Annotated in this window: 18 protein-coding genes; 4 read left to right on the top strand and 14 right to left on the bottom strand. The window is 43.9% G+C overall.

Annotation, left to right across the window (positions count from 1 at the left end):
- Window positions 1–13: 13 nt before the first annotated feature.
- From metG to E3D00_RS00075, 4 genes are all read left to right on the top strand, one after another.
- A complete protein-coding gene (metG, locus tag E3D00_RS00090) occupies window positions 14–1,549 on the top strand; it encodes a methionine--tRNA ligase (protein WP_141458819.1) in 1,536 nt (511 codons plus the stop codon).
- Complete coding sequence (locus tag E3D00_RS00085) at window positions 1,546–2,331, top strand: TatD family hydrolase (protein WP_141458817.1); 786 nt, start codon at window positions 1,546–1,548, stop codon at window positions 2,329–2,331. Before metG ends, E3D00_RS00085 begins: the two co-directional genes overlap by 4 nt.
- Window positions 2,328–3,119, top strand: coding sequence for an MBL fold metallo-hydrolase (locus E3D00_RS00080; RefSeq protein ID WP_141458815.1), 792 nt, complete (start codon window positions 2,328–2,330; stop codon window positions 3,117–3,119). Before E3D00_RS00085 ends, E3D00_RS00080 begins: the two co-directional genes overlap by 4 nt.
- Window positions 3,120–3,268: 149 nt before the next feature.
- Window positions 3,269–4,675 carry a peptide MFS transporter gene (locus E3D00_RS00075; RefSeq protein WP_246091439.1) on the top strand — a complete coding sequence of 469 codons (1,407 nt, stop codon included), beginning with the start codon at window positions 3,269–3,271 and terminating at the stop codon, window positions 4,673–4,675.
- Window positions 4,676–4,689: 14 nt separating this feature from the next.
- Here the strand turns inward: E3D00_RS00075 and E3D00_RS00070 are convergent, their stop codons facing one another.
- From E3D00_RS00070 to dnaA, 14 genes are all read right to left on the bottom strand, one after another.
- A complete protein-coding gene (locus E3D00_RS00070; RefSeq protein ID WP_141458813.1) occupies window positions 4,690–7,263 on the bottom strand; it encodes a cation:proton antiporter in 2,574 nt (857 codons plus the stop codon).
- Window positions 7,264–7,328: 65 nt separating this feature from the next.
- On the bottom strand, window positions 7,329–7,946 hold the full coding sequence (locus E3D00_RS00065; RefSeq protein WP_141458811.1) for a thiamine phosphate synthase: 618 nt from the start codon (window positions 7,944–7,946) through the stop codon (window positions 7,329–7,331).
- 1 nt (window position 7,947) lies between these two features.
- The gene (locus E3D00_RS00060) at window positions 7,948–8,733 is read right to left on the bottom strand and encodes a thiazole synthase (protein WP_141458809.1); all 786 of its coding nucleotides are present in this window, start codon (window positions 8,731–8,733) and stop codon (window positions 7,948–7,950) included.
- A gap of 5 nt (window positions 8,734–8,738) precedes the next feature.
- A complete protein-coding gene (gene thiS / locus E3D00_RS00055) occupies window positions 8,739–8,936 on the bottom strand; it encodes a sulfur carrier protein ThiS (RefSeq protein WP_141458807.1) in 198 nt (65 codons plus the stop codon).
- Window positions 8,937–8,963: 27 nt separating this feature from the next.
- Window positions 8,964–9,941, bottom strand: coding sequence for a glycine oxidase ThiO (gene thiO / locus E3D00_RS00050; RefSeq protein ID WP_141458805.1), 978 nt, complete (start codon window positions 9,939–9,941; stop codon window positions 8,964–8,966).
- A gap of 43 nt (window positions 9,942–9,984) precedes the next feature.
- On the bottom strand, window positions 9,985–11,547 hold the full coding sequence (locus E3D00_RS00045) for a hypothetical protein (protein WP_141458804.1): 1,563 nt from the start codon (window positions 11,545–11,547) through the stop codon (window positions 9,985–9,987).
- A gap of 20 nt (window positions 11,548–11,567) precedes the next feature.
- Window positions 11,568–14,531, bottom strand: a complete 2,964-nt coding sequence (locus tag E3D00_RS00040) for an FAD-binding and (Fe-S)-binding domain-containing protein (RefSeq protein WP_141458802.1) — start codon at window positions 14,529–14,531, stop codon at window positions 11,568–11,570.
- 85 nt (window positions 14,532–14,616) lie between these two features.
- Window positions 14,617–16,443, bottom strand: a complete 1,827-nt coding sequence (gene glmS, locus E3D00_RS00035; protein ID WP_141458799.1) for a glutamine--fructose-6-phosphate transaminase (isomerizing) — start codon at window positions 16,441–16,443, stop codon at window positions 14,617–14,619.
- A complete protein-coding gene (gene glmU, locus E3D00_RS00030) occupies window positions 16,443–17,783 on the bottom strand; it encodes a bifunctional UDP-N-acetylglucosamine diphosphorylase/glucosamine-1-phosphate N-acetyltransferase GlmU (RefSeq protein ID WP_141458796.1) in 1,341 nt (446 codons plus the stop codon). The genes glmS and glmU overlap by 1 nt, the downstream gene beginning before the upstream one ends.
- Before the next feature lie 103 nt (window positions 17,784–17,886).
- Window positions 17,887–18,687, bottom strand: coding sequence for a DUF3108 domain-containing protein (locus E3D00_RS00025; protein WP_141458794.1), 801 nt, complete (start codon window positions 18,685–18,687; stop codon window positions 17,887–17,889).
- Window positions 18,677–21,121 carry a DNA topoisomerase (ATP-hydrolyzing) subunit B gene (gene gyrB / locus E3D00_RS00020; protein WP_141458792.1) on the bottom strand — a complete coding sequence of 815 codons (2,445 nt, stop codon included), beginning with the start codon at window positions 21,119–21,121 and terminating at the stop codon, window positions 18,677–18,679. The genes E3D00_RS00025 and gyrB overlap by 11 nt, the downstream gene beginning before the upstream one ends.
- A gap of 85 nt (window positions 21,122–21,206) precedes the next feature.
- Window positions 21,207–22,310 (bottom strand): DNA replication/repair protein RecF, encoded by a 1,104-nt coding sequence (recF, locus tag E3D00_RS00015; RefSeq protein ID WP_141458791.1) that lies wholly within the window; start codon window positions 22,308–22,310, stop codon window positions 21,207–21,209.
- Between the two features lie 9 nt (window positions 22,311–22,319).
- Complete coding sequence (gene dnaN / locus E3D00_RS00010) at window positions 22,320–23,444, bottom strand: DNA polymerase III subunit beta (RefSeq protein ID WP_141458786.1); 1,125 nt, start codon at window positions 23,442–23,444, stop codon at window positions 22,320–22,322.
- Between the two features lie 89 nt (window positions 23,445–23,533).
- Window positions 23,534–24,958, bottom strand: a complete 1,425-nt coding sequence (dnaA, locus tag E3D00_RS00005) for a chromosomal replication initiator protein DnaA (protein WP_141458785.1) — start codon at window positions 24,956–24,958, stop codon at window positions 23,534–23,536.

Genomic DNA, 24,958 nt, shown 5'->3' with positions numbered 1-24,958 from the left:
AAAACGAGTAAGTATGACGCGGCGTTTCACCATCACCACTCCAATTTTTTATGTAAATGGTGCTCCTCATATTGGGCATGCTTATACGTCGATCGCAGCAGATGTGCTTGCGCGGTTTCATCGTTTGAATGGTGATGATGTTTTGTTCGTGAGTGGAACGGACGAACATGGTCAGAAAGTTGAACAAACAGCTAAGCAAAAAGGTTTAGCGACACAGCTTTATGCCGATGAAATTTCAGATTCATTTCGCCAGATGCAGCGCGATATGGCGATTTCAACGGATGAATTTATCCGGACAACAGAAGAACGCCATAAAGCAACGGCATCTGCTTTATGGGAAAAAGTAGCTGAAAATGGCTATATTTATCTTGGTGCTTATGAGGGGTGGTACTCCACGCGTGATGAAGCGTTTATTGGGGAAGATGAACTAGTCAAAAAACCAGATGGTACGTTTGTTGCTCCGTCTGGTGCGCCGGTAGAGAAGGTTAAAGAGCCGTCTTATTTCTTTAAACTCTCGGCTTTTCAGGATAAACTTCTTAAATTGTATGAAGAAAACCCTGATTTTATTAGACCCAATGGTCCTCGCAGGGAAATTGAAAGCTTTGTTAAGCAAGGGCTAAAGGATTTATCAATTAGCCGGACGAGCTTTAAGTGGGGGATTCCTGTCCCTCATGATCCAGATCATGTCATGTATGTTTGGTTTGATGCGTTGGCCAATTACCTAACAGCGGTTGGGTACCCTAATATGAATGATCCACGGGCACCATTTTGGCCAGCGGATTTGCATATTGTTGGCAAAGAGATTGCGCGTTTTCACTGTGTCTATTGGCCAGCGTTTTTGATGGCTGCTGGTTTAGAGCTGCCTAAAAGTATTTTTGCTCATGGCTGGTGGACCGTTGAAGGCGAAAAAATGAGTAAGTCTTTAGGGAATGTTCTGGACCCTAAAGCTTTGGCGGATGAGTTTGGTCTTGATGCATTGCGTTTTTTCTTAATGCGTGAAGTTCCATTCGGAGGGGATTCAAACTTTAGTCGTCGTTCCATGATTACACGGACTAATGTTGAACTGGCGAATGATTTAGGAAATTTGTGCCAACGGACGTTAAGTTTGGTCGCTCGGAATTTGGATGGTGTTCTTCCAGAGCACGGGCCATTTACCGAAGACGATCAGGCGATATTGGCGGTCTCTCAGGTCTTGCCAACCATTATGGCAGAACAGATTGAAAGAAAAGCAATAACAGAGGCTCTCGAAGAAGTCTGGAAACTTATCCGTGCAGCAAATTCTTACATTGATCGGCAAGCACCATGGGCTTTGAAGAAGACTGATCCAGAAAGAATGGCTCATGTTCTGCGTGTATTGGTTGATATAATTCGTACGATTTCAACAATGTTGCAGCCTTTTATGCCGGACACGATGGATAAAATGCTAACTCAACTCAGTGTTGATAAGAGTGAACGTACTTTTAAAGATTTAGATACGCCACTGCCTGCTGGCCGTGTATTGCCAAAACCTGTAGGATTATTCCCTCGCTTCGTGGAGGATGCTGCATGACGTTATTAATTGATACTCATTGCCATCTTGACCGTTTGGAAGATGTTCCATCTGCGCTGGAACAAGCCAAAGAATCTGGCTTGGAAGGGATGATTACGATTGGAACGCGCTTTTCTCAGGCTGATACTCAAATTGGGCTGACGCAATATGATACACCAGATTTACGTGTTTGGTGTGCGATAGGGACACATCCCGACCATGTTGGAGAAGAAGGACCAGCAGACGTAGAGGCGATTGTACGAAAGGCGGAGGCGCGGTCGGTTGTCGCTATTGGAGAATCCGGGTTGGATTATTTTCATAGCTCAGAAGAAGAACGTCCTGAACAGCATGAATCTTTTAGAGCACATATTGCAGCAGCCCGTGAAACGGGGTTGCCGCTTGTTATTCATACGCGGAATGCTGATGACGATACGATTGCAATACTGCGTGATGAGCATAAAAAAGGAGAGTTTCCTTTTTTGATTCATTGCTTTGCTTCGGGTGATAAACTGGCGAAAGCAGCGTTGGATCTGGGGGGGTATCTCAGTTTTTCTGGTCTTGTGACATTTCCCAAATGTGAAGAAATTCGAGAGGTTGCGCGTTGGGTTCCTGAAGATCGATTTTTGGTTGAAACAGATAGTCCTTTTTTAGCGCCCGTTCCCAAGCGTGGAAAACCGAATACGCCCGGGTATGTTGCTTATACAGCGGCTCGTATTGCTCAGGAACGGGGGATATCGGTTGAAAAAATCGCGGAATTAACCACGAAAAACGCTTATAATTTATTTAAAAGAACTCGAGTATGAAAGTTACTATTCTTGGTTGTGGAGGCTCTGCTGGAGTTCCCATGATTGGGGGAGGAGAAGGGGCAGACACAGGCATTTGGGGAAGATGCGACCCGGAGGAGCCTAAAAATCGTCGAACACGGTCTTCTATCGTTGTCGAGACAGACAGCGGGTTTCGTCTTCTTATTGATTCTGGGCCTGATTTCCGATCTCAAATGTTGGCGTGTGGTTTAAACCGTGTGAATGCTGTTTTATATACGCATCCTCACAGTGATCATATTGGTGGTTTAGACGAGTTGCGAGCGATTAATCGTATGATTAATGCTCCATTACCGCTTTTGGCTACTCAGGAAGTTCTCGATGAGCTGAAAGCTCGTTTTAGTTATGCTTTTGCACCGTGGCATGGTTCTGAGTTCTATCGACCTGTTTTTGAGGAGCATATTCTAAAAGAAGATCAGGAGGTTATGCTGCCTGAGCTAAGGTTTAAAGTATTTTCTCAAAGGCATGGACGTATTACATCGCTTGGCGCTCATTTTGGTGCCATTGCATATTGTACAGATGTAGAGACATTATCAGAGCAAGCGTTGGATATGCTTCATGGGGTTGATACTTGGGTTGTAGATTGTTTTCAGTATCAACCACATCCGGCACATGCGTGGTTAGAGCGTGTTCTGGAGTGGCGTGAGAAAATACAACCTAAACATACAATTCTGACGCATATGGGTACAGAAATGGATTATATGACGTTACGTGCAGAGTTACCGGATAATGTGGAGCCTGCTTATGACGGTATGGTTCTTCAGGTTTAATATTTTATTATATGAGTTGGCATAATATATATTATGCGATATTTATGTAAGGAGATGAATGTTTCATTTCGGTATGAAGATAGATTGTGTTTGAGAAACCTTGAGTTTACAAAGAGTAAGCAGATCAATTTTTGACATTTGAGGTCTTCTTGCCTGAAATATTCCCTAATGAGCCCTTCGTTGAGTCCCCTCATGTTTTGCATTCAAAGGATGTGTTGGGGCATCCAAAAGGTTTTTGGGTTCTTGTTTTAACAGAAGCTTTTGTAGCCTTTTCTTTGTATGGAATGCAGGCAATCCTGGTCATATATTTAATGGATCAGCTACTTTTGCCGGGGCATATTGAGCATGTATGGGGTATTAACTCTCTATTAGGGCTTGTTGGGTTTTTATATGCTCCTTCTGGCATTCAGGCGACTGCAGGAGCAATTACAGGGCTTTTTCTAGCCATTGCGTTTGCTACTCCCTTGTTGGGAGGAATTATCGCAGATCGTTTTTTAGGTAGAACAAAAACCATCATTATTGGCTCTGTTTTAATGACCATTGGTCATATTTTAATGTTATTCGATTGGGGATTGGTCTTTGCCATTCTATTTATTTTAATTGGAATAGGTGCGACGGGAGCATTAAAATCCCAAGTTGGGTCTTTATATGCATTAGATGATCAGAGACGTTCAGACGCGTATCAAATTTATGTTCTGGGAATACAGATTGCTGTTATTATTTCCCCTGCTCTGTGTGCTTTTCTTGCTCAAAAAGCGTGGGATTGGGGGTTTTTAGTTGCTGGGATAGGTATGCTTATTGGATTGGTGATCTACCTTTCCGGGTTATCTTGGCTCCCTAAAGATGAAATTGTCAAAAAAAATACAAAGACCAAGCAGCCGTCGCTGAGTTTAAGAGAAAAAAAAGCGACTTTCTTATTAATCTTCTTGATTCCAGTAATGGCTATTTCGGCATTAACTAATCAGGAGTTATCAGATGGTTATCTTTTATGGGGGCGTGAGCATTATCAGAAAACATTATTTGGGCATCCCTTCCCTATTAGCAGTTTAGTTTCATGGGATGGTTTGATTAGTTCAATAACAGGAGTTGTTGTTTTTAAATTTTTGCATATTTATGCTCGATATAAGCCAGATTCATCTGAAATAACGAAAGTAACGATTGGAGCTTTTATCATTGTTCTCGCTCCGATTGTTCTTGCTTTTGCCTCGTACCTCCACCCACAACCTCATGGTGTTAGTCTGTATTGGGGGCTTTTATTTCATACGATTAATGATATAGGCACGGCTCTTACATATGCTCTTGGTATGGCTCTATATTCTCGTGCTGCCCCTAAGAGTTTGAATACCATGTTAATATCATGTTTTTCACTACAATTTTGTATTTCGAGCCTTCTTGTTGGTAAGCTTTCAACGCTGATTGGCCAAGTTAATGATGTATCTTTTTGGTTGTTTCATGCAGGGACAGCTTTGTTTGCGGCTCTTATTCTGTTGGCGTGTAATATCTTCTTTTATAATCTTCTGGCACCCGAAACCTCAGAAGTGACTGAAAAGGCGTGAAGGAAAAATATCGTTCATTCTTCTTTGGGGTGAACGATATTTTTAATGGCTTGCGGGGCTGCTAGCTTAACAACAGTATCAGAATTTACGCTGTAAGGTTTTAAGGCACCATCTTTTCTTTGATCGTTGCGTGAAACGATAAGTCTTTTCACAATAGGATAGTCTTTTAAAAGTTTTAGAAAGACGCTTCTGGGGATAGCAAGAAGGTGGCTAAACTGGATAGAGCGAATGGTCGCAGGAGCTTTTGTTTTTTCAACAAGAAAAGCGCCTCCAATGAGGTCCCCGCTGCCAAAAAGTATATCTTGTTCAGGCAGATGCATTTCAGCTAGGCCTGCGATTTGGGCATAAACGAAACGTATTTTTTTATCTCGTTTTATTATCACCTCACCGGGTGATAAAAAATGAATAGAGACTTTGCGTGCGATATCATGCAAAATACAGTCGGGTACACCGTTAAAAGCTGGGAAAGCTCTAAGACGTTGCTCAATTCCACTTTTGAGATTGAAGCGTAGAGGCGCATCAAGGCGCATACGTCTGCGCTCGATATCGCGATGGAGTTCGCGGTGCAGCTCTTCTGAGATGAGACTATCTTTTTGAAGCGTAGCATATTCTTCATCTTCAAGGCGAAGAGCAATTTGTCTTAAAATACGGCTTTGCAAAGCTTCAGAGTAACCTGAATAATGTAAGCGTAATGTTTCCAAGGCATCGTCAAGAAGCTTGCGCTGGCGTCCTAAAACCTCCGATACGATTTCTGTGACACGGCTACCTAACGTGGGCCCCATTCTTTGCTGGACGAAACGTTGCAAAGATAAAGATACAAGATGGGCGATAATAAGCATTTCAAAGCGCTCCATCATGCAGTACATGAGCGGCCCATCAATATGGAATCGGCTATGAAGGCTTTGAGCCACTCTAAATCGTAAGGATGGCGTTAGACGGCGCCTTAAAGCCCGCAAATATCCGTAATGGCCATTAAGACGTGCCCCTTCAGCCATTGATTCAGCTGTTCGTAAAAGTGTTTCCATGACACGGCGTGAGAGACCTTGAATACGAAACAAATCTAACAACAACGAGCGTTCCTGATTGGCGATCGTAATAAGAGCAATATTAATACGGTTACGGTCGCTTAGGACGGTTTCAAAATTATTAGCCTCCCTTTCCTTCTTGGCTCTTTTTTCAATTTGATTGATGACGCCATCTCGTGTTTGTGCACTAAAACCTAACTCATCAGACATATTGCGTGTGCGCTCAGCCACTTCGCTTAAACCAATCCCTAGTATTTGTTGGCGAATGGCTTGGTCGACAGGAGAAAGTTGATTGAGTTTAAAAAAGAGAACAAGAGATCGTAGCGTCGTTCCGTTGACTAAAAGGGTGATTAAAACAAATCCTGTCGCAATAATCCCAATAAAATGAGCGATAGAACTTGAAACATTTTGGTTTTCTGTGACGGCAAGTGCCAAGGCAAGGGTGATAGCACCTCTTAGCCCTCCCCAGACCATTGTTGCTTTAAATGGAAGCGGTACGGGGGGAGAAAGGTTGGTCACGGAAAGAATGGGCAGTAATCCAAAAATTACGGCTCCACGCGCAATAAGTCCTGCAACGCTTGCAATCAGGATTAAAGTACAATCCCATTTCGTCGCCCCGGCAAGCAAGCGCGGAACTAACATGGCAGCTAAAAGGAAAACGAGAGAGCCGGCCCAAAATACGAGTTGTTCCCAAAGTTCGTTTACGAAGCGCCATACTTGAGGACGAAATGTTGAGGGGCCATATGCTGAAACTGTTAGACCGGCCGCTGCTGTCGCGACGACACCAGAAAACCCAAGCATTTCATCGCATATAATATAGACGGTGTAGGGTAAGGCCAGTGTTAAGGTAACTTCTGCAGCAATAGGGGCTCCTAAGCCTGCAATCATAAGAAGCATTAAACGAGCTAAACAAACCCCGACGATTATTGCGCCGCCAAAAGCAGAAGCAAAATCTAAAATAGCGTCGCCTAAATGAATATGACGATGCGAAGTGATGGATGCGAGTAAAATTGTAAATATCGCAATTGCGGCAGCATCATTTAAGAGAGCCTCGCCTTCGACAAGGCGTGTCAGACGCGAGGCTGCGCCAATATCTCGGAAAATCCCTGCCACTGCAGATGGGTCTGTTGTGGCGACAATGGAGCCAAGGAGTAAACATACAACGAGACTTTGCCCGGAGAATGGGTATAAGGCAAACCCAATTGTTGCGGTAGAAACAATGACCGCCACAACGGCGAGTAAGAGAACTGTTGCTGTTTCCTGAGCAAGGCGCCGGACATCAATTCCCATAGCGCCTTGAAAAACCAAAATAGGCAGGAAGATGAGAAGGAACGCCTCACTATTAATTGGGAAATAGATGAGAGATTCTGCAGCACCATTGAAAAGATCTGTATATGAAGATCGAACGACGAAAGATGCTGCCGCTCCTAGCCCTATTCCTGTCAGCGCAAGCAAAACAGTCTCTGAAATTTCCAGACGTTTTGCCAGTGGTTGTATTAAGCTAACGATTGTGAGCAGGAAGGCAATCGCAAGTAAAACGGCTGCAAGACCTGTCACCATCATTAGTAGCTATACTCCCGAAAGATAAGAAATAAAATTAAGAGATGAGTAGAACGTAAAAAAGCTTTTTAATCAATGTTTTGTTGTGTGGCTTTTTTAAGCCAAAGAGCCACTTGTTGTTCAGGATCTTTGGCACCAATAAAGTCACTTACAGCAGCTACGCTGTCAGCGCCAGCTTCAAGGCAAGAAAGCATCCGTTCAAGAGAAATACCACCGATTGCTACTAATGGAAGAGAGCCAATGATTTTACGCCATTCCGTTAAGCGATGAACCCCTTGAGGCCCAAAGGCCATTTTCTTCAATTTAGTTTCCCATATTGGGCCTAAAGCGACGTAATCAGGCTGACAGGTGAGCGCTCTCTCTAACTCAACATGATCGTGTGTGGATATGCCGAGACGAATACCTGTATTTTTAATGGATTTTAAATCTGCCGTATCCAGATCTTCCTGCCCTAAGTGCACCCACTCAAAACCGAGTTCTATCGCCAGTTCCCAATAGTCGTTTAAGACGAGGGTAACATTATGAAGGACAGCAAGTTCTTGGGCTTTTTGAACCTGAGCACGCAGTTCCTCAGGGGGAAGGTCTTTAAGGCGTAATTGGATAAAGCGAGCCCCTGCTCCACCTAATATTTCAACCCAACGAGGATGATCAACAACGGGATATATTTTCGAAGGAAGACGCTGCATCTTAGATAAAGCTTTCAGATAAACTGCTGGCAAGGCCGAGTGTTGGTGTGGATGGAACAGCCATATCCCTCTCTTCCATTGGAATTGAAGAAAAACCGGCAAGACCGGCTTGGCATGCAAGTTTGAACGCCGTAGCCATTTTGATAGGGTCCCCGGCTTTAGCAACGGCTGTGTTAATTAATACAGCATCAAACCCTAGTTCAAAAGCAGCCGTTGCGTGAGATGGCTTTCCAATTCCTGCATCTACGACCATTGGAATTTTGGGAAAATGTGCTCTTAAGGCACGCAGTCCAAACACATTGTTTAGTCCTTTTCCTGAACCAATCGGCGCTCCCCACGGCATAAGTACTTCTGCGCCAGCTTTTAAGAGACGTTCAGCTACGACGAGATCTTCTGTCGTGTAGGGAAAAACATTAAAGCCATCTTCTGTAAGAATACGGGTTGCTTCCACGAGACCAAAGACATCTGGCTGTAATAAGTCCCCTTGCCCAATAACTTCTAGTTTGATCCAGTTTGTTCCAAAAACCTCTCGTGCCATATGCGCTGTGGTAACAGCTTCTTTGACACTATGACAGCCTGCTGTATTGGGGAGTACAGGCACGTTAAGGTCTTGGATAAGGGACCAGAACGCTTGACCTGTCTGAAGGCTGGCGGCTTCTCGTCTTAAGGAAACTGTAACGACACCTGCCTGAGCCGCTTTTACGGATTCTGCTAGAATGGCAGGGCTATCGTATTGTGCCGTTCCCAACATGAGCCGGGATGATAGTTCTACACCATAGAAGAGCATCAGATTTATCCTCCCTGCATTGGGGCAAGAATTTCAACGACACCGCCTTCTTCAACAATTTTATGTTTTCTTTGAGAGGCTGGAACAAAATCACCATTAAGGGCTGTCGCAATACGAGCTGTTCCATAGCCGAGTTCATGAATAATCTCGGCGAGTGTGTTTGTCTGAACGATATGTGGTTCGTTATTAACGATAATTTGCATTTTCTGTCCTTATCGCTGGAAAAAGCCTTAATTTACGGAAGTGGGAGGGAAAATAATGTTGCATATTTCTTGTGCACGGGCGGGTGATAAAAGAAAGCCATGCCGGTACATCCCGTTTAATGAAATATGTTTACCCTCTCTCATAACTTTTGGAATATTATCAGGATATGCAGGTCTTAACCCTGCATTTGCCTCAAGAATCTCAGCCTCTGCAAAGGCAGGGTGTAGCGTGTAAGCGGCGTTGAGTAGCTCCATGATGGAACGTACAGTCATGCCACGCTGATCATCACTTTCAACCATGGTCGCCCCCACCATAAAAATATGCTCTTGTCTGGGAACAATATAAACGGGGATACGAGGATGTAACATACGAATAGGGCGATGGAGAGAAAGATCAGGACAGCGAAGAAGAACCATTTCACCACGCATTCCACGTAATTCAGGTTGTGTTTTGCGTGCGTTGATGCCTGTGCAATTTACGATCCAGTCAAATTGCCCTTTATCATAAATAGTTTGAGGGGTCAGAGTTAAGGTCGCTTTTAACGTGATGAGATGTTGAGCAAGAGTGTGGAGTGCTTTTCTTGGGTCAACATGCCCTTCAGATGGAAAAAAAAGAGCTTTATCAAAACGGCCTGCTAAATCCGGCTCCAGAGCTGCAATTTTTTCGGTATTGATTGTTTCAAAGTGACTTGTGCGGCGACCAAACCGAATAAGCTCTGGTGTGTCTCTTGATGGAGCAACGACTAAAGTCCCTGCTTCTGTAACATCGTTCACATGTTCTTTCCACCAAGCCAAAGACGTCAAACTATCTTCTGTGACTTCGTCTGGGGCGGATTCACCTTCACACCAAGGAGCAAGCATACCGCCTGCAAACCATGACGCGCCTGCACCAATACGGCCGCCGACGTCATGTACGGTTACGCGTGCGCCTTTCTCTGCAAGAGAAACCGCCGTAACTAAGCCTGCAACACCTGCACCCTGAACAAGAACATGCGGACCTACCATAGTTTATCTTCCTTGAGGCTGAAAGGAAGATATAGCATAGGTTTTAAGTACGGTCAGGATGCCCCACAAAGAGGTGATCAGTTCGATAAATAAGAATTGTATACCGCCCCTCAATAATGGTTTGTGTTGGTGCACCAAAGGTTTTTAGGGCCGCCTTCTCTGTAAAAGTTTCGGTAGGGTGTGGGATAAGAACAAAAAAGTTTTGTCCTTTGAGAGAAGCCCAATCCATATTTTTTCGAATATGGACAAATGGCATAATGCTGCCGTCTGATTGTTGCATCCCAGGATAAATATGAACTTTTCCTAAAGATGCGACTTCAAGATTGACAGAACTCCACCATGACCCAATTCCGAATGAGGGAGCATCTTTTTCTAAGCGAGAAAGAAGTTGGTTATCTTCTGTTGTCAGAATACCCGTAGAATGTGCAGGAAGATCACGTATGTCAGCCCACAAAGTGCTGAAAAGAGCAATCCCAGCTAAGAAAGCTATTTTTCGATTATGGTTCCAATAAAGTGCAGCAATACAACTTGTACTCACCCATAGAGGAAAAAGGTAACGAGCAACGGCGATTGGATTACCATCTAATGCTATACGATTACTGACGGTTAAGGCCACGAAGTTTAATAAGGCAGTTAGTCCGAGTAAAACACAAAAAGTATCGTTATGTTGTTTATGTTTGCGTGTGATTTTTACCGCAGAAAACAGGGCGATAATAATAAAAAGTGTAAGGATTAATCGTAATAACTCTGGCGTAGAAGAACTAAGAGAATGACCGGATGGATCTGCTCCAAAAACCAGTAGAATGCAGCGAAGTGATATACTGAGATTTGTATTGAGTTGATCCCAGGTAGCAAAGCGGGTTTCAAGAATTTCCGTATGAAATCCACCCGTATGTATATTTGTCCATAAAATAATTTTAGCAGTTAGAATGCTGAGAATGGCCGCAAAGACCAGTTGGACACGTAGGTATAAAGGAGAATATTTTGAAATAATGGAGAATAAAAGAACCGCTCCTCCGGTTGTAATAACAAAAAGTGGGTCTCCAATTGAGCCTAGGCAAAGCAAAATTGCAGCGAATAAGAGAGATTTGTGCTGATGGTCCTTTAAGAAACGATCAGTATGATGGATGGCCCATAGTCCATAAATTAACGATCCAATATGAATAGCGGATAATGTGATAAAATAAGCCATGGGTGCATGCATCAGAGGAAAAGCCAATGCACATAAAAGGATAAGAACGGCGCCTGTTTTGTGTTTTGTGTTTTTTAATCGCTGAAAGACCAGATAAAAAGCAGAGCAAATCAGGCCAGTCCATAAAATAGCCGGCTGTAGCATAAGTAGGACTGGGCTTGCAGAAGGATGACCTGCCAGATGCCACACCGCTCCAAGAAAAGCACTTAGGGGGATGTCTGATGTCCAAAAATCGGGAGGGGTCAGAACCCAGTTTTTTAGGCGCCAGTTTCCATGCAAAAAATCCATCCCTGCAAGGAAGTAGGATGCTTGATCGGATGTTTTGGGCCAAAGTGAACAGACATAGAATGCGATCAAAAGGTAAATAAGCGCCAAAGAAATGAAAAGAAGAAGGTGTTTGTTTAGGGACTTCATACGGAATGATAACTTTTCGCTTATGTATTTTTTGCTGATTGAAAAAGGATTTCGATAGGATGAGATGGACGATATCCTGTTAATCGTTTTGTTTGACAACGACAAGAAAATCCAGTGGCTAAGATTTCTTTATGATGCGTTGATGCCCAGTTTTGTTGAAAAATTTTCTTCGAAAGTGTTACATTCTCTGCTTCATGACCAAATAATCCAGCCATTCCACAACAGCCTGCTTTCTTTGTGTTAAGGGGCAAAGACAAGAGTGTTTTAAAAATAAACATCCAATCTGATGTTACCGTCGGGTACATAGCTTGTTCTGTACAATGTGGGATAAGAGTGAATTCCTGTTGGATAGGAGAAAATTTATGCTGTGGGATAAGTTCATTTTCAATTAGATGTTTCAGATAAGTTTCTACAGATAACACATTGATTTCAAAGTTATCTTTTCCAAACTCCTTAAACTCTTGTTTAAACATTGCTCCTGTAGCCGCATCGAGTGAAATAAGAGGAATGTTTAACTGTGTGAGAGGGTGGAGATAATTAAGGGTCTTTTGAGCCGTCTTATTAAAAGATTTTTTGAATCCACGAATATATTTTGCTTTTCCATTATTTAATACTTTTGTTGCGCGAGCATTAATTCCAATATGGTTGAATAATTCTAACGTTTTTTTCAATACATCACCATCAAATGATGAAGTGAAAGGGTCTTGTAGAATGATAACGGCCTTCGGGTTATTATAATTATTCTTTATCCACTCTTTAGAAATGAAATCCTGGGATGATATTTTGGCAGAGTTAATTTTGGGTAAATCTACTATTCCTAATCGCTTTAGAATAATTTTCGACACGGGGTTTTGTGTAAAAAAATTTGTAAAATCAGGGTGTTGTCTTGATATTTTAAGAAAAAATTCCAATCCAAAAATCAGATAATCTCTAAGGGGGCGTTTGTTCGTTTGAAAATAATTTGCGAAAAAATTAGAGCGCATAGATGGAATATCGACATGAATGGGGCATTGGGTAGAGCAGGCTTTGCAGGCTAAACATGTATCCAGACTTCTTTTTAACTCCTCGGTAAGCGCGCTTAAGGTGCTTTTATCTGGTACTCCATCAGGCAAGGAAGTTAAGCGAGCCCACGTTCTTAAAAGAGTGGCCCGCCCTTTGGGTGATTGCACACGATCTTTAGTGGCTTTGTATGAGGGGCACATAACAGTGTCAGGCTCTTTATTAAAGCAAGCCCCATTTCCGTTGCAGTTTAAAGCGAGTTGATAGTCTTGCTTAAAGGGAGCAGAAATCTGTGCATCATATTGACCTTTAAAAGGGACTTCATCAATTCGATCGACAGAATATTCTTCGCCAGGAACCAACTTTCCTCTATTGAAAATGTCTTTAAAATCAAATTGTTGTTTGATTTTTATAAGTTCTTTGAAAAGCTTTTCTCCAAAAAACAAAGGAGAAAATTCACCTCTAAACCCTCTTCCATGTTCTCCCCATAGGAGACCACCATAAGCCTTGGTAAGTTGAGCAACTTCGTCAGATATGGGGCGAATTAAAGCCTGATCTTTAGGTTCAAGCATATTTAAAAAGGGTCTGACATGGAGGCAGCCCACGTCTGCATGACCAAACATACCGTATGGAAGATTGTGTCGGTCTAAAATAGATTTAAAATCAACTACATAATCAGCCAGCACTTCAGGAGGAACAGCTGTATCCTCAATAAAGGCAACCCCTTGTTTCCCACTTTCTGGTTGGCCTAATAGTCCAACAGCTTTGGCGCGAAGGTCCCATAATTTTTTTATAATAGATTCATCTGAAATTACTTTAAAATCAATATGTTCGAATGGAGATTTAACAATTAAATTAAGAGTGGAGTTAACATTTTCTTTTACTAAAGAAAGATCATCTCCAACGAATTCAACAAAACTTATTCCTCTCACTGGTTTGTGTGATTGGGTTCCTAAAATATTCTCTAAAGATTGCCAGATCACATCTTGCGAAGCTACTTCCAACAGTCGGTCATCAAGCACTTCAATAGCCAGCGGATTGGCTGGCAAAAGAGTTTGAATATCTCTTAGAGTGTGGTCAAAATTGTCATATCGAATAACAATCAACTGACTTACTTTTGGTAACTTTTTGATTTTTAAAGTAATTTGTTTGGTAAGGGCAAGCGTCCCTTCAGAGCCGGCTAGTAGACGGGTGAGGTTTATACTCCCCTCTTCGCTTAAAATATTTTGTAAATTATACCCAGTAAGTCCCCTATTCATTTTAGGAAATACTCGGTTTATTTCTTCTTTATGTTCAGTAACCGTTGTAATAACTTGGCGATAAATCCGACTGGGTAAATCGTTTTGAGCAATGATTTTCTTTAGGTCTTCAGAAGATTCTTTTTTGACAAGAAGAGTGTTTCCATCTGACAAAACAACCTTCATACTTTCTATATAGTCGGACGTTTTTCCATAAAGGCGGGACCCCTTCCCTGAGGCATCCGTAGCAACCATTCCTCCTATCGTAGCGCGAGTTGCTGTTGAAACCGTGGGAGGAAAGAAAAATCCATGAGGTTTTAAGAAAGCATTTAATCGAGATAAAATAACCCCAGGCTCAACGGTTACAGTTTGTTTTTTTTCATCAAAAAATACGATGCGGTCAAGATGTCGTGCAACATCAATAATAATACCAGAGGAAAGAGATTGGCCGTTCGTCCCCGTTCCTCCTCCCCTTATTGCTAAGGTGATGGAGCCGTTTTGAGCTGCCTTAACGGCTTTGTTTAAATCTGCTTGTGTCTTAGGATAAATGATTGCGAGAGGAAGGCGCTGATAAATACTATTATCGGTTGATGCAACAACACGAGCTGAAACCTCTGAGGTGATATCTCCCTCAAACCCCAAGCGGGAAAGCTGGGATAAAAAATGCTCGCGTTGCTTAATAAGAGATGGAGAGAGGGAGAGCCCAGAGTTAAGGTCGCTCTGGTTTAGAGTGGAAAAGTCTCCCATAACTCTATCTCCTTATCATCTTACTTTGTTAAAAATTGAGAGACATTTTCAACAAAATAAGATGTTTTTGAAACAAAAAACAAAATTATTCAACGGTTACAGATTTAGCCAAGTTACGAGGCTGATCAACATCTGTGCCTTTAAGGAGAGCCACTTCATATGCTAAAATCTGAACTGGGATAGCATATAAGATTGGCGCTACGAAGGCATCCACATCTGGAAGAGTGACAATCACTTCGGCAACGCCTTTAAGCTTTTTAGCACCTTCGGCATCAGTAAACGCTAGAATACGCCCGCCCCGTGCTTTGGCTTCTTGTAGGTTAGAGAGGGTCTTTTCAAATAGAATAGTTGAAGGAGCAATCGCAACAACAGGCACCGTTCTGTCGATTAGGCTAATTGGACCGTGCTTTAATTCACCAGCTGCATATGCTTCGGCATGAATATAGCTAATTTCTTTAAGTTTTAAAGCACCTTCATAGGCAATGGGTGTACAAATACCACGGCCAAGATAAAGCACATCACGTGCTTCAGCAACGACACGTGCCATCGCTTGAATATCTTCAACACGAGTAAACACTTCAGCAGCTTTTGACGGAAGGTCTAATAAGCTAGCCGTTAATTTTTCTTCCTGTGCTTGATCAATCGTGCCACGCGCACGTGCAAACTCAATAGACAAGGCTGCTAGAACAGAAAGTTGAGCTGTAAAAGCTTTCGTCGACGCAACCGAAATCTCAGGGCCCGCCACCATGCCCAAAACGACATCGCTTTCTCGACCCATTGTTGAGTGCTCTACATTAAGGACGGAGACAATGCTCTGCCCCTCTTTTTTTAAGGAGCGTAACACTCCTAAAGTATCAGCTGTCTCACCGGATTGAGAAATAAGGAGCGCAACACCTTTGTTAGGTTGTGGCGCTTCACGATAACGCATTTCAGATGCAACATCGATTTCAACTGGCATACGTGCCAGAGATTCAAGCCAGTAACGGCCGACCATTCCAGCATAGAAAGCAGATCCACACGCTGTAATCGTAACACGCGGTACATCTGCTGGGTTGAACGGGAGTTCTGGTAAAGCAATGGTTTTTGCTGCTGGATCTGTAATGCGTTGGAGTGTTTGGCCAATCGCAACAGGGTGCTCATGGAGTTCTTTCTCCATGTAATGGCGGTAACCATCTTTTCCAACTTGCCCTGCCATGAAGGCAACATTTTGGATGGGGCGTTGAACCTCTTGGCCTGTACTATCAAAAATAGTGACTTTATCAGAGGTTAGCTCACACCAATCGCCATCTTCCATATAAGTGATACGGCTAGCGAGTGGAGCGAGCGCCAAACTATCAGAACCTAAGAACATCTCTCCATCGCCATAACCAATGGCAAGAGGAGCACCATGACGCGCGCCAATCATTAAATCGCCATGGCCTTTAAAGACCATAGCAATGGCATAAGCCCCTTCGAAGCGCTGAATAGCGGCAAAAGCGGCTTCCCGAGGAGTTTTTCCTTGTTTTAAGTAAAAATCTACCAGGTGAGCAACTGTTTCAGAATCCGTGTCGGATGCAAATACGCACCCAGCCGCTTCCAGCTCTGCTTTGAGCTCTGCAAAATTTTCAATAATTCCGTTATGAACAATGGCGACTTGACCAGCGGCATGCGGGTGAGCATTTGCTTCTGTTGGAGCGCCATGTGTGGCCCAACGTGTATGACCGATACCTGTTGTGCCGTTAAGAGGAGATTGGTGCAAAACTTCTTCAAGGTTATCAAGTTTGCCGGCTGCACGACGGCGCTCAATCTCACCATTTTTAGAAAGTGTTGAAATGCCCGCAGAATCATATCCACGGTATTCAAGCCGACGGAGTGCTTCAAAAACGATTTGAGTAGCAGGACGGTGACCAACAACGCCGCAAATTCCACACATCAGTTTTGTTCCTTCTTGGCTTTTAGATTTTGCTTCATTTCAAGTCCACGACCTGCTTTGACCGTTTGACGTGCCCGTCCAAAAGCCATATCGCCCGTAGATACGTTTTCTGTGATAACACTTCCTGCCGCAATCAGAGTATCGTCCCCAATTGTGACAGGCGCAACTAAAATAGCATCAGAGCCAATAAAGCTACGTTCGCCTATGCTTGTTTGGTGCTTGAATACACCGTCATAGTTACAGGTAATTGTCCCTGCCCCAATATTTGTTTCTTTCCCAATGGAGGCATCTCCTAAATATGTAAGATGGTTGGCCTTAGCCCCTTCTCCAAGATGGGTGTTCTTTAATTCGACAAAATTACCAACATGAGAGTGTGCTTCACACACACTGCCGGGGCGTAATCGTGCATAAGGGCCAATAACAGCTTCTTGATGCACTGTAGCTCCTTCTAAATGAGAAAAAGCACGGATAATGGCTCCTGTTTTCACCGTAACCTTTGGGCCAAAGAAAACATTTGGCTCAATAACAACGTCCGGTTCAATGACTGTATCCGTACTAAAGAAGACCGTCTCGGGCGCAACAAGAGTAACACCATTATCAAGTGCTTGTTGACGAAGACGATGCTGAAGGGTGGCTTCTGCTTGCGCTAATTCTGAGCGCGAGTTAATCCCTGCGAGTTCACTTTCGGGCGCTTCAATGCACTGTACGTTGCCTTGGCTGGCTGCCATTGCAACAACGTCTGTTAAGTAAAATTCTTGTTGAGCGTTATTATTTTTAACCGAAGAGAGCCACTGCCTGAAATCATCTGCGTGTGCGCACATAACGCCAGCATTGCATAGTCCTATTTGACGTTCTTGCTCTGTTGCATCTTTATATTCAACGATGCGCTTTACCCGGCCGTTCTCCTCAACAATGCGGCCATATTTCCCTGGGTTAACAGGGCGCATTCCAAGTAAGCCTAACGTTGCGTTATTGTGGCGCGCATTAAGAAGGTTACGCATGGTCTCTGCTGTAATGAGTGGATTATCAGCATAAAGGATGGCAACATCCCCTGTACCAAAATAATCACGTGCAATATTGGCTGCATGCGCAGTACCAAGGCGTTCGGTTTGTACAAGCGTTTTATATGGATGAACCGCTTTTTCAAGTTGTGGCATATCAGGCCCTACCACAACGATAATATTATCAAAAACGTGACGCGCTGTTTCAATCAGATGATTGATCATAGGACGGTTCCCGAGCCTATGAAGTGCTTTAGGGAGCTGAGACTTCATGCGAGTGCCCAAGCCAGCGGCTAGAATAACAGCGGTCGTATTCGTGCGGTGTAGGGTATCGGTCATATCTTTATTCCGAGTAGCCAAACCATTCTCGTTGGTCAAACAAATGATTTTAAAAGTTGATCACTTCCTTTTTCAAAATGTTGCAGAAGTGATCAGGTTATATCTAGTTTTGAACAGGTTGCTTAATCACCACAGTGATGTGCCCTAATTTAGGATGATCAAACTCCACCCTCACAGGAACAATACGTTGGTTATCCAGCTTGACAAGCCAAATGCTTCCCGGTTGAGGGCTGGCCATTTTGGAACGGTTAGGAGAGTTTTTGATGAAGCCAGCTATTTGTTGCCCAACAAAATCACAACGAATGGCTGAACCAGAATACGCTTCACCATGATCTTGTGGAATTTGGTCTATTTTGGGGCCGTGAACCGACATTTTTGTAAGGCGCTGCCCATCAAAAATAAGAGCAGATCCGTTGCAACTGTTCATCCTTTGAACGGTGTGTAACAGGCGTGCCATTCCCCCAAGAACATCCACACTATTAACAAGAGAGGCTGAGTTTATTTCTTCCCGGTCCTCATCTTTCGGGTCCAAAATAGTAATTTGAGGTGTTTGAGACGTGTAGATCAGTTTCACATGATAGTTTTTATCATGTGATAAACTACGGCTTTCGTAAGAGATAGGGCTGATACTATCACTAAAAGCAAAACGTCCTTCCGCTTGAGAGTCCATATTGGTGCTGACGAACCAACTGACTACGCCTGCAGGCCGGACATGAAGTTGACCAGTATATCCCTTATCGTCGAGGGTATATAATGCATTAACGTTGAGCGCATGCCACCCATGGACATAGACAGCATACGATGCATTGACCTGAGGATTATCAGCAAAGGCTGGCGGAGCGGAAAGAAAACCTGTCAGAAGAGAGGCCGCCGCTAAAGGTTTTATCCATGGCTTAAACATCAAGATTTGCAACCTTTAGTGCATTACTGACAATGAAGTCACGTCGAGGTTCTACAACATCCCCCATGAGGGTTGAGAAGACCTGCCCTGCATCTTCTATATCGCCAATTTTAACTTGAAGGAGTGTTCTTGTCGCTGGGTCAAGTGTTGTGTGCCAGAGTTGCTCATCATTCATTTCGCCCAAGCCTTTAAAGCGACTGATTGTTAAGCCGCGGCGGCCTTGCGCAAGAATACGTTCAAGCAAAATAGCAGGCCCAAAAAGTTCATGCTCTTGCTGATCAAGTCGTAAAAAGACAGGTGTTTGGAAGTCATGGGCAAGGCGCTCACCTTCAGAAGAAAGCCACCGTGCTTCAGCCGAGCGGAGGATTGAGAGATCCAGACGATAAATTTCATTAACGCCGCGGATTGAACGAGCACACTCAATTCCATGCTCTGAAAGAGAGACTTTCCACCCTCTTTCGTTTTCAAGGGAGGCCGCATCCAAGCGTTGTTGAAAATTAGGAATGCGGTTTGCGTGAGCCGCCGGGTCAGTTTCTAAAACACGTGCAACGGCAGCTTGCTCCAAGATCCATACTGGGATTTTGGAGGAAAGCTTTTTAATATTTTGGCTGCACTTCAAGAAGAATAGAATTTCTTTGCGGAGGGTATCACCTGTTAATTCACGTCCATCGCCGAAACGTAAAGAAGCATTGTTCAGGGCTTTGTCGAAAAGATATTCTTCTAGAGCCGCATCATCTTTTAGATATCGTTCTTCCTGCCCGCGTTTTGCACGATAAAGAGGAGGTTGAGCGATATAAAGGTAGCCTTGCTCAATAAGCTCAGGCATTTGCCGGAAGAAGAATGTTAGCAAAAGCGTACGAATATGCGATCCATCCACGTCAGCATCTGTCATGATGACGATTTTATGGTAGCGCAGCTTTTCAACTGAAAAACCGCCCTGCTCTACATCTCCACGTCCAATGCCAGTACCAAGAGCGGTAATGAGTGTGCCAATTTCGGTAGAACTTAGCATCCGATCAAATCGTGCCCGTTCAACGTTAAGAATTTTACCTCTTAGAGGTAAAATGGCTTGGAAACGTCGGTCCCGCCCTTGCTTTGCCGTTCCACCTGCTGAGTCCCCCTCAACAATAAAGATTTCTGCTTTTTCAGCGTTTCTTTCCTGACAATCCGCCAGTTTTCCAGGGAGAGAAGAAACGTCTAGAACACCTTTGCGACGTGTTAACTCGCGTGCGCGTTTTGCGGCTTCACGAGCACTGGCAGCATCGATGATTTTGGCAACAATAGCTTTGGCTTCTTTAGGATGCGTTTCAAACCAGTGCGCAATCGCATCGGCGGCCGTGGCATGAACAACAGGCTGCACCTCAGAAGAAACCAGCTTGTCTTTTGTTTGTGATGAGAACTTTGGGTCCGGAACTTTAACCGAAAGAACGGCCGTCATCCCTTCTCGCATATCCTCTCCAGTAAGAGAGCCAGCTTCCCTTTTGGCAACGCCTTCAGCATATTTACCCACAACACGAGTTAACGCTTGTCGGAAACCAGCTAAGTGTGTGCCCCCATCTCTTTGAGGGATATTGTTGGTAAAGCAGAGCATCGTTTCATGGTAACTATCGTTCCATGTTAAAGCGAACTCCACACGGATATCACTTGCTGCGTGGTCGATCTCTCCTGTGATCGGATCAGCAAGAAGAGAAGTTTTTGAAGAGTCGAGCCATTGAGCAAAAGCGCTTAGCCCACCGTCAAAGTGGAAGCGGGCCTCATGAGGTTCAGCATGACGTTCGTCACGGAGAATGATCTCCAAGCCGGAATTCAGAAAAGCGAGTTCCCGGATGCGTCTTTCCAAAATGGAAAAATCGAAGTCAACCTTCGTGAATGTTTCTTTGCTTGGTTTGAAAGTAACCAAGGTGCCTCGAGGCTCGTCTGACGGACCAATGATGCTGAGTGCTTCTTCACGCTCGCCATGCCTGAAGCGGATCATGTGTTCATGACCATTACGCCAAATGCGAACTTCCATCCATTCAGACAGCGCATTAACAACCGCGGCACCAACGCCATGCAATCCGCCGGAAACTTTGTATGAATTTTGGTTAAACTTACCACCAGCGTGTAGTTTCGTCAGAACAACTTCGGCTGCACTGATCCCTTCTTCCGGGTGTAAATCCGTTGGAATACCGCGTCCGTCGTCACGGACAGATACAGAGCCATCACCATTCAAGGTTAAAATGCAGCGAGAGGCGTATCCAGCTTGCGCCTCATCGACTGCATTATCAATAATTTCGAAGACCATATGATGAAGACCAGAACCATCATCTGTATCACCGATATACATGCCGGGGCGTTTACGAACGGCATCTAGTCCTTTGAGTACTGAGATTGAAGCCGCGCCGTAATCTTCACCATCTAAGCCAGCATTTTCCGGTTGATTTTGGTTCTCTGACATATATGGGATGGTCTCCGTAGAACTCTAAAAATTTTAATAGGTATACTATAGCGCGAAGAATGCTTTGAGGCCAGAGCTTAGAGCTTTAAGTTGAGTGGATCTGCCCATTTTGAACGCGAAAAAATTGCGCTTTTGTCGATAAAGAGAGGAAAGGCTCAGGATCTGTTCCTGTGAGGATGATCGGCGTTTGGAATTGTGTAAGACTGGTAAGAAGACTTTCTCTTTTTTGCTGATCAAGATGAAGCAATGGTTCATCAAGTAAAATGGCGGGTGTAACTCCTTTATTTGCTTCAATTAAACGAGCATGTGAGAGAATAATGCCAATAAGCATAGCTTTTTGCTGGCCGCTGCTTGAAAGCTCTGCATGACGACCTGTTGCTTTATCAGACACAAAAAAATCTGCTTTATGGGCCCCGAAGGAAGACGTATTTTTAAGTTTATCTTTTTCCCGGGATTTTTTGAGAGAAGAACGCAACCAATCTTCAACCTCAAGTGCCGGCAGACGTAATAGCTTATCGATAATCAAACAATTTACATGAAGAAGGCTTTGAGGAAATTGACTGCTTTGAAAAGGGTGTTCATTCATTTTTTCAATGAGTAGTAACCGTGCAGCTGAAGCCGCTACAGCGTGACGCGCAATTGAATCTTCAATAGAATTAAGCCATTGAGATTCATGTTCTCTTTCTGCAAGAATGCGATTGCGGCTTGCTATAGATTTTTCATGGGCTGCCATTTGTCGTGCATGGTCTGGTGATAAAGCCATAACCAGCCGGTCAAAAAAACGTCGCCTTCCTCCGGCACCTTCAGTAAAAAACCGATCCATTTGAGGGGTAAGCCAAACGCTTGGAAAAAATGAAGCGATTTCGGCTTGTGAACGAATGGATGAGCCATTCAATTGAAAATTACGTCGTTTTTTTTCTGTTAAACTGCTGCCGGTAGCAAGAAGGAAGTGGTCAAAGCGTGAAGTAATGTCTGCTGCAATACCCCACTCTTGAGCATTTGAATTGCAGAGGGTGTGCAATGACGCCCCCCTTAGGCCTTTTCCAGGCCCAAGGAGAGATATGGCCTCAAGAAGGTTTGTTTTCCCAGAGCCATTTTCTCCCGTCAAAACAGAAATATGGCTCTGGGGTGTCCAGACACTACGCTGGTAGTTACGAAAGTTGGTAAGTGTCAGTCGGTTTAGTTTCAATGCAGCTCGTCATACTCTCATAGGCATAAGAACATAGATCGCATTTTCATCGCTTGTATCACGCACAAGCGTAGGTGCTGAACTTTCGGCAAAAGAAAACTCAACTTCAACATCAATTTGATCAGTTATATCCGTTAAATAGCGTGCCTGAAAACCAATTTCCATGGGCTCAGAACCATACGTAACGGTATTCTCATCTAATTCTTCATGTGCAATGCCTTGATCAGGGCTTATCGCAGAGAGGGTTAACAAGTTATGAGACATCGCAAGCTTAACAGGGCGAGATCTCTCTTGGCTAATGGCGGCTACACGAGCAACGGCCGCAGCAAAGTCTTTTTTTGTAACACGTAAGAGGCGATCATTCCCTTTTGGAATGACGCGTTCATATTCTGGAAAAGTGCCGTCGATGAGTTTTGAGGTTAAGAGAACAGTTCCAACTTGGAATTGTATACGTGTATCAGATAAAGATACTTCAACATCTGTTGCACCTTCATCTAATAATTTACGGAGTTCAGCAATGGTTTTCCGTGGAATAATTACCCCTGGGATCCCTCTTGCTCCTTCAGGAACGTCCGTTTCAACACGTGCAAGCCTGTGACCGTCTGTGGCAACAGCTCTTAAAGTTGGGTGTGCTCCACTATCATCAACGTGAATATAAATACCATTGAGATAATAGCGTGTCTCTTCATTCGAGATCGCAAATTTTGTCCGGTCTATTAGGCCGCGTAAAGTTGTTGCTGGGAGAAGAAAATGATGTGGCAAATCTCCCGCAACCATAGCCGGGAAGTCATCCACAGGAAGGACATTTAAGCTTGTCGCATAGCGGCCTGCCCGAATAGCCAAAGGGGCGTCACTTTCAGGGTGCTCAAATTCTATTTCGATATTATCCGGTAATTTACGAACAATTTCGAATAGAACCGCAGCAGGAACAGTTGTTGAGCCGCTTGTTGAGCCGGATGCTGCAATTTCTTCAACAATTGCAATTTCCATATCGGTTGCCGTTAAGCGCAGGTGCTCATCTTCGTATGACAAAAGAACATTCGCCAAAATAGGAATGGTATTCCGCTTCTCTGCAACGCCATGGATGTGTGCGAGAGCTCGTTGCAACAGGGTGCGGTCAACCTTGAACTTCATTATCTATTCCCATGCATCAGCAATCTTGAACGTTTATGTTTATCTAGCAGTATTATTGAGTTTATCAAGAAAGATAGTCATAACGTTTTTTATCCTTCTAACATTCGGCGTAGAAGTTCGACATCTTCAGCAAAGGAAGTGTCTTGCTCCATTAACTCGGCAACCCTGCTGACCGCATGCATAACCGTCGTATGGTCCCTATTCCCAAACTTACGCCCAATTTCAGGAAGTGAACGGCTTGTTAGTTGTTTTGCCAAGAACATAGCAACCTGGCGAGGGCGTGCTACAGCTCGAGCGCGACGCGCAGACGACATATCTGTTAAGCGAATGTTCCAGTGCTCAGCAACTTTTCGTTGAATTTCCTCAATTGTAACACGACGATCATGTGCTTTAAGCATGTCTTTTAAGACATCTTGCGTTGTATCGAGCGTAACGGGACGCCCAACAAGATCAGCATGCGCAATGAGACGGTTAAGAGCCCCTTCAAGTTCACGAACATTTGTTGTGATCTTATGAGCAAGATACTCAAGAACTTTTTCTGGCACATGTGTACCAGATGCTTTCGCTTTTGCTTCTAGAATAGAAATACGGAGTTCAAAGGTTGTCGCGTGGATATCAGCAACCATGCCGCATCCTAAGCGGGTCCTTAATCGGTCTTCTAACCCTGAAAGATCGGATGGGCTTTTATCTGCACTAACGATAATCTGTCGACCAGCATCTACAAGTGCATTGAATGTATGGAAAAACTCTTCTTGTGTGTTGTCTTTGCCGATAAGGAATTGCAGATCATCAATCATAAGAACATCTACAGAACGAAGCTGTTCTTTAAATTCCATCGTTGATTGTGATCGGATGGCTCCAATAAACCGGTACATAAACTTTTCAGCAGACATATAAGCTACTGAGACATGACCCGTTTTAGTTAATTCGGAGCCGATGGCATGCATCAAATGTGTTTTACCTAACCCTACACCACCATATAAAAACAATGGATTAAAACCAGGGCTGGATGGTTTTTCTGCAACGCGCCGAGCACAGGCATAAGCAAACTCATTCGGTTTGCCGACCACAAAAGAATCAAAAGTAAAGCGTGGATCTAACGGGACAGCTAGATCATTTTTAATCTCATTAAGAGGTGATGCAGAAGGGGCAGTAGAAGATTCCGTATCGGCGTTGAGTTCTTCTTCCAGATCTTCTGCAGGAGAAATTTCAGGAAGGCCTCGTTTTACCTGTAACTCCACCCCTTCAACATCGTTCCTTTCGGAACGCCATAAGGTTTGTAGTCGCTCTTCATACTGGCTGCGAACCCAGTCTCTTAAAAAGCGGGTTGGCAAATAAAGAGTGAGCTCACCTTCTTCAAGCGGCCCTAGAACGATTTGACGCAGCCACGTCCGATACTCAACTTCACCGACTTCATTTTTAAGTTTGGAGCGAACTTTATGCCAAGAAGCTTCTAGCGAATTTGCGTCGTTAGGGGCAGAGGCGTTAGCGTTCAGATACTGAGCGTTTTCCAC

This window comes from Swingsia samuiensis, assembly GCF_006542355.1.
Taxonomy (GTDB): domain Bacteria; phylum Pseudomonadota; class Alphaproteobacteria; order Acetobacterales; family Acetobacteraceae; genus Gluconobacter; species Gluconobacter samuiensis.
This window is presented reverse-complemented; position numbering and strand designations above follow the sequence as displayed.

Excerpts from the sequence above, each read along its gene's own strand:
- metG (WP_141458819.1), top strand. The coding sequence starts at position 14 with ATGACGCGGCGTTTCACCATCACCACTCCAATTTTTTATGTAAATGGT.
- E3D00_RS00085 (WP_141458817.1), top strand. The coding sequence starts at position 1,546 with ATGACGTTATTAATTGATACTCATTGCCATCTTGACCGTTTGGAAGAT.
- E3D00_RS00080 (WP_141458815.1), top strand. The coding sequence starts at position 2,328 with ATGAAAGTTACTATTCTTGGTTGTGGAGGCTCTGCTGGAGTTCCCATG.
- E3D00_RS00070 (WP_141458813.1), bottom strand. The coding sequence starts at position 7,263 with ATGATGGTGACAGGTCTTGCAGCCGTTTTACTTGCGATTGCCTTCCTG.
- E3D00_RS00065 (WP_141458811.1), bottom strand. The coding sequence starts at position 7,946 with ATGCAGCGTCTTCCTTCGAAAATATATCCCGTTGTTGATCATCCTCGT.
- E3D00_RS00060 (WP_141458809.1), bottom strand. The coding sequence starts at position 8,733 with ATGCTCTTCTATGGTGTAGAACTATCATCCCGGCTCATGTTGGGAACG.
- thiS (WP_141458807.1), bottom strand. The coding sequence starts at position 8,936 with ATGCAAATTATCGTTAATAACGAACCACATATCGTTCAGACAAACACA.
- thiO (WP_141458805.1), bottom strand. The coding sequence starts at position 9,941 with ATGGTAGGTCCGCATGTTCTTGTTCAGGGTGCAGGTGTTGCAGGCTTA.
- E3D00_RS00045 (WP_141458804.1), bottom strand. The coding sequence starts at position 11,547 with ATGAAGTCCCTAAACAAACACCTTCTTCTTTTCATTTCTTTGGCGCTT.
- E3D00_RS00040 (WP_141458802.1), bottom strand. The coding sequence starts at position 14,531 with ATGGGAGACTTTTCCACTCTAAACCAGAGCGACCTTAACTCTGGGCTC.
- glmS (WP_141458799.1), bottom strand. The coding sequence starts at position 16,443 with ATGTGTGGAATTTGCGGCGTTGTTGGTCACCGTCCTGCTACTCAAATC.
- glmU (WP_141458796.1), bottom strand. The coding sequence starts at position 17,783 with ATGACCGATACCCTACACCGCACGAATACGACCGCTGTTATTCTAGCC.
- gyrB (WP_141458792.1), bottom strand. The coding sequence starts at position 21,121 with ATGTCAGAGAACCAAAATCAACCGGAAAATGCTGGCTTAGATGGTGAA.
- dnaN (WP_141458786.1), bottom strand. The coding sequence starts at position 23,444 with ATGAAGTTCAAGGTTGACCGCACCCTGTTGCAACGAGCTCTCGCACAC.